Here is a 14,636-nt window from a genome sequence, read left to right on the forward strand (position 1 = left end):
TTTTATTAAAATGTTTATAGATAAATAAAATAGCTTTAAATAGCAATTATTTGCTCTTACCCTAAATCAATGTCAAAAGTAATCAAATTAAATAGTTCCTCATTCAGCTATTAAGAAGATTAACATAGTGCTCTTAAAGTTCTTGTGAAACTTTAGTTTATAACGCTGAAATAATAGTTTGATAGTCATCAGAAGGACAGGTTTTGAAGAAGGAATCAGTCCTTATCATCTGATAATTCTGAAAATGATGAAATAGCAGAAATCAATAAAGTCTTTGTTTTACCTATGATTGTATTAATTGGTAAAGAATTTGAACTTGTTACATTCATTATCAACATATTCATACATCGCATTCCTGCCAATGCCTTTGTAACCTGTAACCTGTAACCTGTAACCTGTAACCTGTAACCTGTAACATAAAACTAAAAACCTATGAGAAGAAATCAAAAAGAGAAAAAGAATAGAAACATTATTCTCCCAATTATGTGACCATTTTATGATAAGACGTAATTACACAAAAACGTCTCAAGGGTTCAAAACTAGAATAACATCTAAGATAACCGCTTTAACTACTATTCAATATATCAACAAACTTATATTTGACAGAAACATTAATAATATTAAAATTAGTATTATTTAAAATGCACAACGGGTTATGTATAAATACATCAAAAATATAACTTCAGCTTTTAGAATAAGAAATAGAAAAAAAATTATTTATATTTGAGGAGTATTAATATTTAATAAAGAATACACAAACGAATACGATCAGGTCATTTTTAGTCTACAAAATAAAATTAAGAAAATGATTTTCAGCCACTTATGTTATTTCAATTTTTAGAGGCACAGGCGAGAGCGTGACCGCTTTTTTGCGGGAACCCCATTATTCTTGGTTTTGGTTATTAGGTATTGGGTGTTAGGTTATTCGTTTATTCGTGGATTTGCTTTTTATGAGAAGAAGTTCCAAACAAGTCCGAAACGCACGATGAAGTCGCGGTATGGATAGTTTGGTGCCGAGAAAAAGTTGTAGCCAGTAAACGGTGAGTTTAGATGTTCTAGCTTGAAGTAGATTCTAGTTCGTCTTACTTTGGCGTTAATGAAAACGTCAAATCGTGGGAAACCTCCAATTTTTTGCTGATTTTGACTGTACGTTTCTCCTAATAATGGACTGTACCCGTTGGCAAAGTATTCCGTGAAATAACTGAATGTAACTCCCGTTTGTATGAATAGTGCTTTTTTGAACCATTTGTCCGTATAGTATAAGGTGTTTCGAGTTACTAATTCGGGTACATTGAATACGTCGCCAGTTTGCGTTACTTTTTGATACATGACTGTATTGTTGAGCGCAAATTTTCCGTACTTAAATTCTTTTCCAAATTTTACTTTTAAATATGTGATTGCATCTTCCGATTGTTGCGGCGATATTTGTTGTCCGTCTGTAAGTCCTGAGAAGTATGTATAATTGTCCATTGACGTAAAACTCACATCCGCATTGAACCATTTTTTTGATTTTACACTGAAGTTTAAACTCTGCGTTCGCTCATTTTTGAGATTGTTGCGCCAATTGTAGCTTATGTAATCACTTTGATTGACAATGAAGTTAAAGTTTGGCGCTTTGGAATTGATCACAATAGACGCTTCTGTAAGTATGTCATCGTTGAATTTGTATTTGGCGCGTCCGTTGAAATAGTTTCCTCCGAGTTCGCCTGAAATGTTAGCTAGCAAATCTGCTTTTAGCTGAATTCCCGCAATGGTATGTTGCCATTCTCCTCCAACAGAAACAACATCGCCTTCTATTTTGTTTGGTATCACAGTTCCGTTAGCTTGATAGAGAATTTTGTCAAAGAAATACTCGTATTTTGTGTGATTTGCTTTGAATTTGACATCGCCAAATGTTTTTGTGCGGTAACTTAAGCTTCCTTCGTTGAATAGTTTTCGCAGTTGCGATCTATCTCGTATTCTTGCTGCTACATAGCTTTCTCCAAATTGATCATTTTGACTTGTTTGATCGAAGATATAATATTTTGTTTCGTAATTGAATGTGTGTCCAACCCGCAAATTAGAATCGTTCAAAGAATCTTTTTTCTTAAGTATTTTATAATCGTGATCAACGTAATAACGTTTTCCCACTAATATGTTTTGTGCATCTTGGTACGCTACTGATAAACGCGATCTGTCTGTGAATTCATCCACACCATTTTCAAAATCAATAACTGCTGCTGCTGTAATTCCTCCATTTTCATTGTTCAATACATCTTGCGAATAGAAATGTCCACGCATGGCATACCGATCATTTTTAGTTCTATAATTCGCTGTAAATTTAAAATTTCCCGTGCTACTGAGTATGTTTTGGTATTTCCCTAACGAGCGCATTCCTTTGTATGCAATGGAGAAATTCATTCGTTTTGACGTATTCATCGTAATAAACGCATCTAGCAATTGTCCTTGTTCCATCGCTGTTTTGAAGAATAATTCCGTCGTTGGCGTTGGCACATTGAAGTATTTTACATCTTCAATTTCATCGTAGTTGAAGTGTTTTGCGCGCATTCCGATACTTGGAAACGAAGAAGGTCTGTCAAACGAATATCCTAAGTTGTTATAGGTTTGCCCTAAGTTTGAAAATGGCAAGAGTTCAAATTCGTCTTTTCGTAAGTAATTGAATTTGTATTCTTTTTGAATGGTTAAGGTTGTATCAAAAAGTATGGTATCACGTTCGTGCGTAATTATTTTATACAGATTGATATCATATTCTTTTCGCTTAGCTGTTTTATCTTTTTCAGAAGACTTATTGGAATTCGTGGCGTTTTGCTGTCCGCGTTCGCTCATTTTCTCTTTTTTTCCTTCAACAGGTATCTCTTCTACTTGCGCATGCAATGCAGGAACAGTAATACATATGAATATAACGAAAAGGATGTACTTCACTTGTTTTGTTTTTTTAGCGTATTTACAACTACTTATATCATTTTACGCTTGCTAGTCAACAAAAGTATACTTTTTGAACGAAATAAAAAGCGTTCAATTGTTATTGAAATCATAAATTAATTTAAGTTCAATATAAGTTTCACATTTAACTATTGAATGATTCCCAATAAACACTAGAGTTAAAAGCCTATTTTTCAATTTGTTATTTTCTTTTTCTTTGCTCGCACAACATTTCGACTCCGCTCAATGTGACAAGCAGAAACAAAAGAAAGTGCGTTTTTAGTTCGTATGATTTCTATTTTATATTTTGGAACTCATGAATCTTCGATTTCCAGAGGTGTTTTTAGTTTTTTCCCTGAAAAACTAAAACCGCATTCATTTTTCTAAATTTTTTCCAAGGCTTCAAAAATTCTTAACGAAAAGTAAATACTACACTGCGGAAAAAGAAATCGTGCGTGTTATTTACACATCGTATTTTAACTAGATTATTGGCTTTCGCGAAAACTGTTTTGTATTTGCATTTTGATTTAGTCTAAAGAAAAGATAGTTTTGTTCTTTAAGATTTTACATATGTTAGCATTACAATTATTGGATGGATTAGAAGCCGGAACTGATGAAGCTGGACGCGGATGCCTTGCCGGACCTGTAACCGCAGCCGCCGTAATTTTACCCGCAACGTTTTCAAACAATATGCTAAACGACTCTAAACAGTTGAGCGAAAAGAAACGTGAATTACTTCGTCCAATTATTGAATTAGAAGCACTTGCTTTTGGCGTAGCGCATATTTATCCTAAAGAAATTGACAAGATTAATATTTTGAACGCTTCTATTTTGGGAATGCAAAAAGCAATTGACCAAATGGCAATTGTTCCTATACATATTATTGTAGACGGAAATAAATTTAAACCGTATAAAAATATTCCACATCAAACTATTATAAAAGGAGATGGAAAATATATGAATATTGCTGCTGCTTCTGTGTTGGCAAAAACATACAGAGACGCATATATGGAGAAAATTCATGAAGAGTTTCCGATGTATAATTGGAAGCAAAATAAAGGATATCCTACTTTAGAACATCGTGATGCAATTCGGAAATACGGAACTACTAAATATCATCGCATGTCGTTCAGGTTACTTCCTGAACAGTATTCGCTGGATTTTTAGATTTTATTAGACTTCTTAGATTTTTGGACTTTGTTAGATTTGTTTTTTTGTAAATTCGTTGATTTTTTCACTTTTAACTTTCAATTTTTCACTTTTCACTTTTCACTTTTTACTTTTCACTTTTCACTTTTCACTTCCACTTTCAACTCTTTATTGTTCGTTAATTTATTTTTTGTTGATTTGTTAATTTGTCACTTCAAATAATTGATTTGTTAATAACAACTGTAATTCTATCGTCTTTACAATAATTTACAATCCTATAAGTTTATACTTTTGTAGTTCGTTAGATTATAAAAGGGCAACAACATTGCAAAATGTTATAAAATAGATTTTACATGAAAAGAATTCTCATTCTGATTCTTACCATATTTAGTATTGGCTGTACAACGGAAACTCCTAAAGAATATTCTTTGTTGAAGTTTGTACCGCAAGATGCAGCCGTGATTTTACAGATTAATGATTTTGAAAGTTTTCAGAGCGAACTCAAAAATAATCAATTGTTGCAATCGTTTAAGAAACCAAAATTCAAGCAAGATTTTACTGCGTTTGTTGATTATTTGCAATACATAAAACCAACTTCCAAATCGTTGCTATGTTTTAACGAATTGGGAAAAGATAGTTTTGAGTATACTTTTATTACCAAAACACATCCTAATTTGATCGTTTTAGATTCACTTCAAAAAGCAACAACGACCAATATTAACTATAATGATGCTTCCATTATTAAAACCACACTTGGCAATCAAGTGAATTATACGTTTTATGCAGATAGTATTTTTGTAAATTCTTCTTCGCAATTATTGATTGAAAACTGCATTCGTTCGTATAAAAAAGTCAAAATTCCAGCTTCGCTCAAAAAAGTATATACAACTATTGACGAAAGCAAATCGGCAACTTTATTGGCAACTCCGAAACATGTTTCGCCTTTATTGAAACATATTTTCCCAAATGCTGATACAAAGTTTGTTGCAACTCTTGGCGAACAACTTGCGTTAGATGTTTCTATTTTACAAGATGAAATTTCCTTTACAGGAATTGCCACAGCAAACGATTCGCTTTCGCACGCGTTGAGTTCATTGAAAAATACGTCGCCACGCGAACACAAAATTGCAACCATAATTCCACCATTTTTTGAGTCATTTATGACAATCACGTTTGATTCATACGAGAAGTTTCAACCAGAAACTACAAATTCGCTGTTAGATGCTTTGGAAGAAGTGAGTACGTTTTCCTTTAACGGAAGTTCATTTACAGGTTTGCGATTTATTTCATCGAGTAATGAAGCTGAAACACAACTGAAAACAAATTCGGAACATAGCACAGCGAGAAACATCAAAATTTATAAAAATGAAGATGCAACGCTTTTTCAAAACCATTTTTCGCCTTTCATCATAACATTTGATAATACATATTATGTCATTTTGGATGAATTTATCGTTTTCACGAATAAGAACGGCTTGGAAGATTTGTCACTTTTGATTGGATTATACAAAGACGAACAAACGCTTGCATACCAAAAAGATTATAAAGAAACGATTGAAAACTTAAGTGATGAATCGTCAATATTGGTATTTGTGAATACGGACAAGTTTAAGAAAACCATCGCGGAAAGCGTACAAAAATCATATCGAAAGGAAATTTTAAGTATAAATATTGAAGATTATCCGTTTGCCGCGTTGCAATTTACCAACGAAAAAGGAAGCGATTATGCGCACGTTCACGGAATTTTAAAGCGAAATACTGCGAAACCAACTGAAAATACAGTTTCTCAAATATTGAATATTGTGTTGGATAATCCGGTTGCTTCAAGTCCGCAGTTTGTAAAAAATCATATTACCAAACGAAAGGAAATCGTCGTGCAAGATGCCAAAAATGTGTTGTATTTAATTTCTACGGAAGGGAAAATTTTATGGAAAAAACCGTTAGACGGAAAGATTTTAGGTGCTATTTCACAAGTTGATTTGTATAAAAACGGACGTTTGCAATTGGCATTTACAACGCCGCAATCTTTTTATGTGTTAGATAGAAAAGGAAATGATGTAAAACCGTATCCGACAAAAGCGAACGTAACTTATACGCAAGCTGTCGCGATTTTTGATTATGATAAATCGAAGAAATATCGGTTTGTTTTTACAGAAGGAAACAACGTTGTGATGCGCGATAAACAAGGAAAACAAGTGAAAGGATTTAAGTTTTCGGGTTCGAAGAATGATTTTATGAATCCGCCACAACACTTTAGAATCATCTCAAAAGATTATATCACATTTCAAGAAAGTAACGGAAAATTACACATTTTGTCACGTACAGGAAAACCGAGAATTACCGTGAAAGCGAATATTCAGTTTTCTGATAATGACGTTTATATTCATAATAATTTGTTTACGACTTCTGATCGGAATGGAAATTTGATTCAGGTTGATAGTAAAGGACAAATTGCCAAAACAAAACTTCCCGTTGGCGAAAATCATGCAATTGATATGACAAGTAGAACGTTGGTAAGTTTCTTTGAGAATAAGTTACGTATTAAAGATAAAACGGTGGAACTTGCTTTTGGTTCTTATAGCAAACCGAAAATTTTCTTAATTCGAAATAAAATTTATGTGGCTATTACAGATACGGATGCGCAAAAAGTGTATGTGTATGATAGCAATGCGAAATCGATTCCTGGTTTTCCCGCGTTTGGAAGTTCGGCAATTGATTTGGAGAATTTTGATAAAGATGTGAAGCTAGGGTTTGTGACTAAAGGAGAAAATAATACTGTTTTGGTTTATAAGATGAATTAAAGGTGTTGGGTTTTTGGTCGCTTTGCTTTTGGGTTTTGGGTTTTGGTCGCTTTGCTCCTTTGTTGATTTGGTTGTTCGTTATTCGTTATTCGTTGGTTATTAATACTATAAACTCATAAACTTTTCAACTTATAAACATTTTTCACTTTTAACTTTTAACTTCACACTTTTCCATGTTTAAAATCTAACAAGTCTAAGCAAGTCCAAAAATCTAAGAAGTCTACAATCCAATTTCATCAATTTCAGTATGTAATAACACTTCTTCGCGTTGTGTTTTGATGCGCTTTTTTAATAATGAAACTTCCACAAGACTACTTATTCCATATAATAATATGATGATGAGCATTATAATCATGCTGAGATATTCTGGATTTGAACTTAATTCAGCAGTATTCGCTGAAATTCCTAACAACGCAACTGCTCCAAAAAACAGTGTGTAAATACTTGAAGCAACTGCACTAATCCACAGAATAATGGATATCTTTTTTGCTTTTTCTAGTCTTTTTGATTTTCTGTAATAGCGAAAACTTTTAATGTGATATACAATTGTTAAGAGTCCAAATACAATTCCGATAGACGTAAATATACAGATAGCAAAAGCTTCAGGTCTGTTTTCTTTGTAGATTTCTATAGTTCCTAAAGCTAGTATGAATAACACTAATATTAAAATGATGATGAGTATTATTTTAAATGCGCGCATGAATATTATTTTATGTAATTGAACTGCCAATATCGTTAATTTCTTCAGTTAAATCACGCTCCGTTTTCAATCGTTTAATGCGTTTCTTTAAAAGAGAAGCTTCTAGCAAACCAAAAAATCCAGGTACTAAAAAGAGAAGTGCGAGAAAGATATCTTTCACTTGATAACCAAATTCTCCCATGAAAAGCATGATACTATATAAGGTAGTTCCGCCAACATACACTAGAAATGCAGAAAAACAAATAGTACCAATCCATAAAATTTTAGAGAGTTTTTTATCTAAATTTCGCTTTTCTTCTCGTCTGTAAAAACGAAAACTTATGATGTGATATATGATATTTATAACGGAAGAAATAAATCCAAATCCTAAATAGGCATGTAAATATATAGAAACACTTGTTTCGCTAGTTTTGGAGAACTCAAACCAATATACATATATAACTGCACCAATAATTATAATAGAAAATAAGATTAAAAGTATTTTTAAAAAACGCATATGCTAGGAGTATTTATAAAGTTTAATTTCCAATAGATTCAATTTCGTCTTTCAGCTCAACTTCCGCTTTTAATCGCTTAATGTGTTTTTTTAAGAGTGAAACTTCTAATAAACCCAACAACGCTAAAGCTATAAAAATGAACGTATAAATAATGTCTTCAAAAACATCGCTATCATACTCGAATCGTTGTGTATTCTCATAGAGCGCAGTTCCCATAAGGAATAGTAAGAAGCTCGAAAAACAAAGAGTGCCAATCCAAAAGATTTTAGAAAGCTTTTTGTCTAAATTTTGCTTCTCTTTTCGTCTGTAAAACCGAAAACTCTTTATGTGATATAAAATATTTACTATGGATAAAACCGTTAACAACCCACTAAATAGTAATGCAGACGTAGGTATTCTACTCAATTCATCTTTTGAAAAAATTCCTCTATACAGATAGCATATTCCTATTAAAATCAGAAGTGAAAATAGAATTAAAAGTATTTTTAAAAAACGCATACACTAGATTGTTTTTAAAGTTTAATTTCCAATAGATTCAATTTCGTCTTTCAGCTCAACTTCCGATTTTAGTCGCTTAATGCGTTTTTTTAAGAGTGAAACTTCTAAAATTCCGATGCCGCCAATAAAAAGAAAACAGCTTAACACAGCGACTTCTCTCCATCTCATAAAACCCATTCTGTATATTATTAAATCGTATGCACTCATACCTGCAACAAACAGAAGCAAACTATTATAAGAGATTGCTCCTGCCCACAATATTTTAGAAAGCTTTTTTGAAAGGTTCATGTTTTCTTTGGCTCTATAATAGTGATAACTTTTAAAATGATACACAAAGGTCACAAGTATTGAGATAAAGATAAGTGCTAAGTAAACATACGCCAAAAATGGTGCACCTCGTTTACTTTCGTTTTCAATAATTACATAAACAAAATACATAAACACACAAAAGAATATGACCGTAATTACTATCGAAAATATTTTAAAAAAGCGCATGTGCTATTATATTTTATACCGCTGAATTGTCGCCAATATCGTTAATTTCTTCTTGACGTTCACGACGTTCTTTATAAGAAACAATGAATTTGTTTAATATATACGTATCAATCAATGACCACAAACCTAGTAAAAGTAAAAAAATTGAAATACCTAAAATAGACAAATCGGATGATCTTTTAAACCAAAGAAAAGTCATAGTGATTCCTAAAATTAACAGCACCAATCCGAAAGAAATATGCAATGCCCAATATTTTTTGGAAAGTTCTTCCAACGGTTCGTCAAAATCAGCAAACGGATATAACTCTTTTGTTTTCATGTGAAAATACACACTAAAAGCACCTGTAACACCTAAAAAAAATATAGCTGTGATTGGCCCACTTTCTTCTGATGACATAAAGTACGTAATCGCACCAGAAAACAACAAAATAGCTGTTAATGCACCTGTAATAATTATCAAGAGAAGTTTTTGTACGCGCATTTTATGCTTTCATGTCTAATTCCGCTTCAAAAAGTATTTGAAAGTGATGTAATAGTTTTTGTTTGACTTCTGCTTCGTCCACGCGAATTTTTCCTAATTCAACATTTAAAGAAGTGACAGCTTTTCCACGAATTCCACACGGAATGATGTTATCAAAATAACCCAAATCTGCATTTACATTTAGTGCAAAACCATGCATTGTTACCCAACGACTCGCGCGAACGCCCATAGCACAAATTTTACGTGCAAATGGTGTTCCAACATCAAGCCAAACGCCTGTTTCTCCTTTGCTTCTTGCGGCATTCAAACCGTATTCCGACAAGGTTAGAATGATCATTTCTTCAAGCAATCGTAAATATTTATGAATATCTGTAAAGAAGTTTTCTAAATCTAAAATAGGATAGCCAACAATTTGTCCAGGTCCGTGATACGTAATATCGCCACCACGATTTATCTTATAAAAAGTAGCGCCTTTTGCCGCAAGTTGCGTTTCATCTAACAATAAGTTAGACATATCGCCACTTTTCCCTAACGTATATACATGCGGATGTTCTACAAAAAGAAAATGATTCGACGTTTCTAAACCAGCATCTTGTCGCTTATTTTTAATTTTTGTGTCAATAATTTCCTTGAATACTGCTTCTTGAAAATCCCACGTTTCTTTATAATCTTTCGTGCCTAAATCCTGTACTTGTATTGTTTTATTCAAAGTAGTTCGTTTTACGATTACAAAAATACGACATTATGAAAAAAGGAGATTCGTTTTAACGCAAGTATTTATCCTGTGAGTCTTCCGTGTTTTTCCTGTCACAATTCTAGTGGAATCGCTATTTCACAACCAGCGGTTTTTAAAGTTCTTTGTACCGAAACAAAAAATAAATACTCATGAAGAAAAAATCTCTAAAATCGTTATCACTTAAAAAAAGTAATGTTGCCCATATTTCTGGCGGATTGCAAGATGGACAAGCTAATCAACAACAAAATGCGATAAGCTTTATCGGGTGTCCTAACGGAACTATCATTTTAACAATTCATTCTATTAATCCAATGACATGTTTAACACCATCTTGCGGATCAAATTGCAAATCTTGGTGTGTAGATTGCTAAAAACAAAAAGAGGAACTACATTGTTGTAATTCCTCTTTTTTATGTTTAAAATGGAGTGTTTATTTCTCTAACTCTACTTCTACATTTAATAATTTTGGATCTGTTAAATACTGCATAAAGTTCACTTTCGCACTAAAGCTTTTTCCATCATCACTAATTACGGCATCTTCAAGAGATACAGATTTAATTTTTCTTGGGAAATGATAATTCAATGTATAATTTGACGCTGCAAACATCGTTGCCGATTGTCCTAAACTATCTTTCATAGAGGCTACTTTCTCTTTATCCAAAATAGTTACGGTGCGTTTAAATACATTATTCTTTAAGGAATAATTTACTTCGGTAGCTCCATTTGAGCCCATACTAGCCAAAGGATTTGAGCCCGCATTATTATTTTTATCTAAACTTCCTGCGGTATTCATTGCGGCAAACATGTCTTGCAATTCGCCCACATTTTTAAACTCAGTAAACAAATCGAAGCTCATTTTCTTATCTTCTGTGCTCATAATCATGTGCATCTTAAAATTCTCCAATTGCTTTAATTTATCTTGCTCTTTTTGAGGAAGTTTAGCAATACTATCTGCTTGTTCCTTAAAAAATTCATTGAATGAAATGATGGAATCTATTGATTCTTCTCCATCTTTTGCCATTTCGTCGCCCATCATATCCATTAATTCGGAACCATCCATCGTAAAAGACATTTTACCTGTTCCGTCTTCATTAATGTAAATGTTTTCAGAAAATTGACAACTTGTAAAAAACGTTAACAGTACAGCTAACATTCCTAAATAAAATTTTTTCATGTTTTTAAAATTAATATGTTATTTATTGTTTTGGGTTATTCAAAATAATCAATGCGGCAATAGTTCCAGGAACCCATCCGCAAAGCCACAAAATAAAGACAATTATTACAGAACCGCAACCTTTATCTAAAACTGATAACGGCGGAAAAATAATTGCTAATAATACTCTCCATATACTCATACTGTTTTTTTTATTTGATGATTGATGATACTCATGAGACACAAAAACGGCAAAAATGTTACACTAACGCAGTATTTGCAAACATTATACGCTTCAAATATTTCCAAATCAATACATTGGTACTCAGAACTAATTTTGCTTAATTAAATTAAAAACAACTTTTAAGGCTTCCAAGAAAATTATTATCTAAATAGTTTATTTTCAGTTTTTTATTTTCTTTCTCTTTGCTCGCACAAAGAATACTGAATCAAGTTCAGCACAGGTTTCAACAAAAGAAAGTGCGTTTTTCCAGAGGTGTTTTTAGTTTTTTCTCTGAAAAACTAAAACCGCATTCATTTTTCTAAATTTTTTTCAAGGCTTCAAAAATTCTTAACGAAAAATGATTGCTACACTGCGGAAAAAGAATGCAGTACGTATTATTTTACACCGAACACATGTTAAACTAATGAAATGTAATTATCTTTGCTGACTTAAATTTACACATTATTATGCAATTATCAGAACAAGAAATAGTTCGCAGAGAAAAACTTTCAAAGTTGCGCGAACTCGGAATTAACCCGTATCCAGCAGATCTTTATCCAGTAAACCATACTTCAAAAAAGATAAAGGAATCATTTGCAGAAGGTAAACAGGTTGTAATTGCAGGTAGATTGATGCGTAAAAAAATACAAGGAAAAGCTTCATTTGCTGAATTGCAAGATTCTGATGGAAGAATTCAAGTGTATTTTAATAGAGACGAAATTTGTCCCGAAGAAGACAAAACATTATATAATGATATTTTTAAAAAGCTTTTAGATTTAGGTGATTTCATCGGAATTGAAGGTGAATTGTTTACAACACAAGTTGGAGAAAAAACAGTAATGGTAAAGAATTTTACGTTGTTAAGTAAAGCCTTAAGACCATTACCATTACCAAAAGAGAAAGATGGCGTTGTGTATGATAAATTTGATGATCCCGAACAACGATATCGTCAACGTTATACCGATTTAGTCGTAAATCCACAAGTAAAAGAAGTATTTGTAAAGCGTACAAAATTGTTCAACGCTATGCGTAACTTTTTTAATGATGCAGGTTATTTTGAAGTAGAAACTCCAATTTTACAACCAATTCCTGGTGGCGCAGCGGCGCGTCCGTTTATGACACATCACAATTCATTGGACATTCCATTATACATGCGAATTGCAAATGAATTGTATTTGAAAAGATTGATTGTTGGTGGATTTGACGGCGTATACGAATTTTCCAAAAACTTCCGTAATGAAGGAATGGATCGTACGCACAATCCTGAATTTACAGCAATGGAAATCTATGTTGCATACAAAGATTACAATTGGATGATGGATTTCACAGAGAAATTATTAGAACATTGTGCTATTGCCGTAAACGGAAAAACAACAGCTACGTTTGGAAAACATGAAATTGATTTTAAAGCGCCATACAAACGTATCACAATGACGCAATCTATTATTGACTTTACAGGATTTGACATTACTGGAAAATCTGAAGAAGAACTCTTTGAAGCTGCTCAAAACATGGGAGTTTCTGTGGATAAAACCATGGGAAAAGGAAAATTGATTGATGAAATTTTCGGTGAAAAATGTGAAGGAAGATATATTGAACCAACATTTATTACAGATTATCCAAAGGAAATGAGTCCGTTGTGTAAAGAACATCGTGAAAACCCTGAATTAACGGAACGTTTTGAATTGATGGTTTGCGGAAAAGAAATTGCAAATGCCTATTCAGAATTAAATGATCCGATTGATCAACGCGAACGTTTTGAAGCACAATTGAAGCTTTCTGAAAAAGGAGACGACGAAGCAATGTTTATTGATGATGATTTCATTCGTGCTTTGGAATATGGAATGCCGCCAACTTCTGGTTTAGGAATTGGAATGGATCGTTTGATTATGTATTTGACCAACAATCCATCAATTCAGGAAGTATTGTTCTTTCCGCAAATGCGTCCAGAAAATAAAAAAGTTGCAATTAGTGAAGAGGCAAAAGCAATTTTAGAAATTTTAAAGAAAGCTGAAAAGTTACCTTTAAATGATTTAAAAGCACAAGCAGGATTATCTAACAAAAAGTGGGATAAATCTATAAAAGAATTGACTAAAAACAATTTAGCAAACGTTGAGAAAACGGATGACGGATTGTTTGTGGAGTTGGTATAGCTTTGGTAAACTCAGCTACCAGTTTTCTACAAGCTCAACTAACTACTTATAATATAACTTCAAAGGAACTGCAAATTGTAGTTCCTTTTTTTTTGAAATGTATTTTTATATCTTTAATCACTTAAAATAAAATAACTATTGGGAAATTCTAAATCTGGTTTGGCAGCTGCAGGCAGCATTCTATTAATTGGAGCACAACTTGTGTTTGGAATTATACAGTTCAATGATACGCCTCCAACACATGTAACTAATGATTGGGTAGTAAAAAAGGAAACGAAGAAACGATTGCCTAAAATTGATGTTCCCGATTTTATTATTGGAGAACATACTGCATTGCAAGAAGTACTACAATTGAAAAAGGATTCTGTGTTTTCTGTAATTCCGCATATTACCGTAAAATTGCGAGGAGGTTTTCACATGTTCAATACTTCTGAAATGCCAACAACAGCAGTTTTTGCCAAATACTCAAAATATTATTTTTCTTATGATTCAATTGCAAAAGCGGAAAATGAATCGATGACTTTTCAATGGGAATCGTTCCGAGAAAATTTAGTAGCACAAAAACCTGGAAGCACTATTTCGATTCAAGAGAACATGAAGTATACTTATAAAGGTATGAACATTGAAAAAAAGGAATTTACCATTTCATCACTTGGAACTCATATACGAGGCGTTGCAACATTAATTGAATTTGAAGGAATGTGCTACTTTTTTCAGTTTGCTGCCGAAGACAGAACCTCCAGAGAAAGTAGTTATCATTATTTGAGAAAGTATTTAGATATGTATTTAAAGATTCGATAAAAAACACTTTTCATTTCAACTTCGCTC

At 32.6% G+C, this 14,636-nt stretch carries 14 protein-coding genes and 1 pseudogene; 6 read left to right on the forward strand and 9 right to left on the reverse strand.

Features of this window, described 5'->3' with window-relative positions:
• Nucleotides 1–445: 445 nt before the first annotated feature.
• A pseudogene (locus tag IMCC3317_RS10315) lies at nt 446–640 on the forward strand (IS982 family transposase); the annotation flags it as partial.
• 308 nt (nt 641–948) lie between these two features.
• Here IMCC3317_RS10315 and IMCC3317_RS10320 read toward each other — a convergent pair.
• The gene (locus IMCC3317_RS10320) at nt 949–2,922 is read right to left on the reverse strand and encodes a putative porin (RefSeq protein ID WP_228055031.1); all 1,974 of its coding nucleotides are present in this window, start codon (nt 2,920–2,922) and stop codon (nt 949–951) included.
• Between the two features lie 570 nt (nt 2,923–3,492).
• On the opposite strand from IMCC3317_RS10320, the gene IMCC3317_RS10325 reads away from it, so the two are divergent.
• Both IMCC3317_RS10325 and IMCC3317_RS10330 read left to right on the forward strand, forming a co-directional pair.
• The gene (locus IMCC3317_RS10325) at nt 3,493–4,089 is read left to right on the forward strand and encodes a ribonuclease HII (RefSeq protein ID WP_160129423.1); all 597 of its coding nucleotides are present in this window, start codon (nt 3,493–3,495) and stop codon (nt 4,087–4,089) included.
• A gap of 335 nt (nt 4,090–4,424) precedes the next feature.
• Nucleotides 4,425–6,872 carry an NHL repeat-containing protein gene (locus tag IMCC3317_RS10330; protein ID WP_160129424.1) on the forward strand — a complete coding sequence of 816 codons (2,448 nt, stop codon included), beginning with the start codon at nt 4,425–4,427 and terminating at the stop codon, nt 6,870–6,872.
• Between the two features lie 220 nt (nt 6,873–7,092).
• On the opposite strand, the gene IMCC3317_RS10335 is transcribed toward IMCC3317_RS10330, so the two are convergent.
• The 6 genes from IMCC3317_RS10335 to lipB are packed head-to-tail and all read right to left on the reverse strand — an operon-like array spanning nt 7,093 to nt 10,252.
• The gene (locus tag IMCC3317_RS10335; protein WP_160129425.1) at nt 7,093–7,572 is read right to left on the reverse strand and encodes a hypothetical protein; all 480 of its coding nucleotides are present in this window, start codon (nt 7,570–7,572) and stop codon (nt 7,093–7,095) included.
• A 10-nt stretch (nt 7,573–7,582) separates the two neighbouring features.
• Nucleotides 7,583–8,068 (reverse strand): hypothetical protein, encoded by a 486-nt coding sequence (locus IMCC3317_RS10340; RefSeq protein WP_160129426.1) that lies wholly within the window; start codon nt 8,066–8,068, stop codon nt 7,583–7,585.
• Nucleotides 8,069–8,090: 22 nt separating this feature from the next.
• Nucleotides 8,091–8,567, reverse strand: coding sequence for a hypothetical protein (locus IMCC3317_RS10345; RefSeq protein ID WP_160129427.1), 477 nt, complete (start codon nt 8,565–8,567; stop codon nt 8,091–8,093).
• 21 nt (nt 8,568–8,588) lie between these two features.
• Entirely contained in the window at nt 8,589–9,062 is a 474-nt protein-coding gene (locus tag IMCC3317_RS10350; RefSeq protein WP_160129428.1) for a hypothetical protein, read from the reverse strand.
• Nucleotides 9,063–9,075: 13 nt separating this feature from the next.
• Nucleotides 9,076–9,543: a hypothetical protein gene (locus IMCC3317_RS10355; protein ID WP_160129429.1), complete on the reverse strand. Its 468-nt coding sequence runs from the start codon at nt 9,541–9,543 to the stop codon at nt 9,076–9,078.
• A 1-nt stretch (nt 9,544) separates the two neighbouring features.
• Nucleotides 9,545–10,252: a lipoyl(octanoyl) transferase LipB gene (lipB, locus tag IMCC3317_RS10360; protein WP_160129430.1), complete on the reverse strand. Its 708-nt coding sequence runs from the start codon at nt 10,250–10,252 to the stop codon at nt 9,545–9,547.
• A gap of 176 nt (nt 10,253–10,428) precedes the next feature.
• Here lipB and IMCC3317_RS10365 point away from each other — a divergent pair, with 176 nt between their 5' ends.
• Complete coding sequence (locus IMCC3317_RS10365) at nt 10,429–10,650, forward strand: hypothetical protein (protein WP_160129431.1); 222 nt, start codon at nt 10,429–10,431, stop codon at nt 10,648–10,650.
• Nucleotides 10,651–10,709: 59 nt separating this feature from the next.
• Here IMCC3317_RS10365 and IMCC3317_RS10370 read toward each other — a convergent pair whose 3' ends face one another.
• Nucleotides 10,710–11,453, reverse strand: coding sequence for a hypothetical protein (locus IMCC3317_RS10370; protein ID WP_160129432.1), 744 nt, complete (start codon nt 11,451–11,453; stop codon nt 10,710–10,712).
• 22 nt (nt 11,454–11,475) lie between these two features.
• Nucleotides 11,476–11,634, reverse strand: a complete 159-nt coding sequence (locus IMCC3317_RS10375; RefSeq protein ID WP_160129433.1) for a YqaE/Pmp3 family membrane protein — start codon at nt 11,632–11,634, stop codon at nt 11,476–11,478.
• Nucleotides 11,635–12,122: 488 nt separating this feature from the next.
• Between IMCC3317_RS10375 and lysS the strand changes: the two genes are divergently transcribed.
• Both lysS and IMCC3317_RS10385 read left to right on the forward strand, forming a co-directional pair.
• Nucleotides 12,123–13,808, forward strand: a complete 1,686-nt coding sequence (gene lysS / locus IMCC3317_RS10380; protein ID WP_160129434.1) for a lysine--tRNA ligase — start codon at nt 12,123–12,125, stop codon at nt 13,806–13,808.
• Between the two features lie 138 nt (nt 13,809–13,946).
• Nucleotides 13,947–14,609 carry a hypothetical protein gene (locus IMCC3317_RS10385; RefSeq protein ID WP_160129435.1) on the forward strand — a complete coding sequence of 221 codons (663 nt, stop codon included), beginning with the start codon at nt 13,947–13,949 and terminating at the stop codon, nt 14,607–14,609.
• Nucleotides 14,610–14,636 lie beyond the last annotated feature (27 nt).

Source organism: Kordia antarctica (assembly GCF_009901525.1).
GTDB lineage: Bacteria > Bacteroidota > Bacteroidia > Flavobacteriales > Flavobacteriaceae > Kordia > Kordia antarctica.

Coding starts and splice junctions, on each gene's coding strand:
- IMCC3317_RS10325 (WP_160129423.1), top strand. CDS start 3,493: ATGTTAGCATTACAATTATTGGATGGATTAGAAGCCGGAACTGATGAA.
- IMCC3317_RS10330 (WP_160129424.1), top strand. CDS start 4,425: ATGAAAAGAATTCTCATTCTGATTCTTACCATATTTAGTATTGGCTGT.
- IMCC3317_RS10335 (WP_160129425.1), bottom strand. CDS start 7,572: ATGCGCGCATTTAAAATAATACTCATCATCATTTTAATATTAGTGTTA.
- IMCC3317_RS10340 (WP_160129426.1), bottom strand. CDS start 8,068: ATGCGTTTTTTAAAAATACTTTTAATCTTATTTTCTATTATAATTATT.
- IMCC3317_RS10345 (WP_160129427.1), bottom strand. CDS start 8,567: ATGCGTTTTTTAAAAATACTTTTAATTCTATTTTCACTTCTGATTTTA.
- IMCC3317_RS10350 (WP_160129428.1), bottom strand. CDS start 9,062: ATGCGCTTTTTTAAAATATTTTCGATAGTAATTACGGTCATATTCTTT.
- IMCC3317_RS10355 (WP_160129429.1), bottom strand. CDS start 9,543: ATGCGCGTACAAAAACTTCTCTTGATAATTATTACAGGTGCATTAACA.
- IMCC3317_RS10365 (WP_160129431.1), top strand. CDS start 10,429: ATGAAGAAAAAATCTCTAAAATCGTTATCACTTAAAAAAAGTAATGTT.
- IMCC3317_RS10370 (WP_160129432.1), bottom strand. CDS start 11,453: ATGAAAAAATTTTATTTAGGAATGTTAGCTGTACTGTTAACGTTTTTT.
- IMCC3317_RS10375 (WP_160129433.1), bottom strand. CDS start 11,634: ATGAGTATATGGAGAGTATTATTAGCAATTATTTTTCCGCCGTTATCA.
- lysS (WP_160129434.1), top strand. CDS start 12,123: ATGCAATTATCAGAACAAGAAATAGTTCGCAGAGAAAAACTTTCAAAG.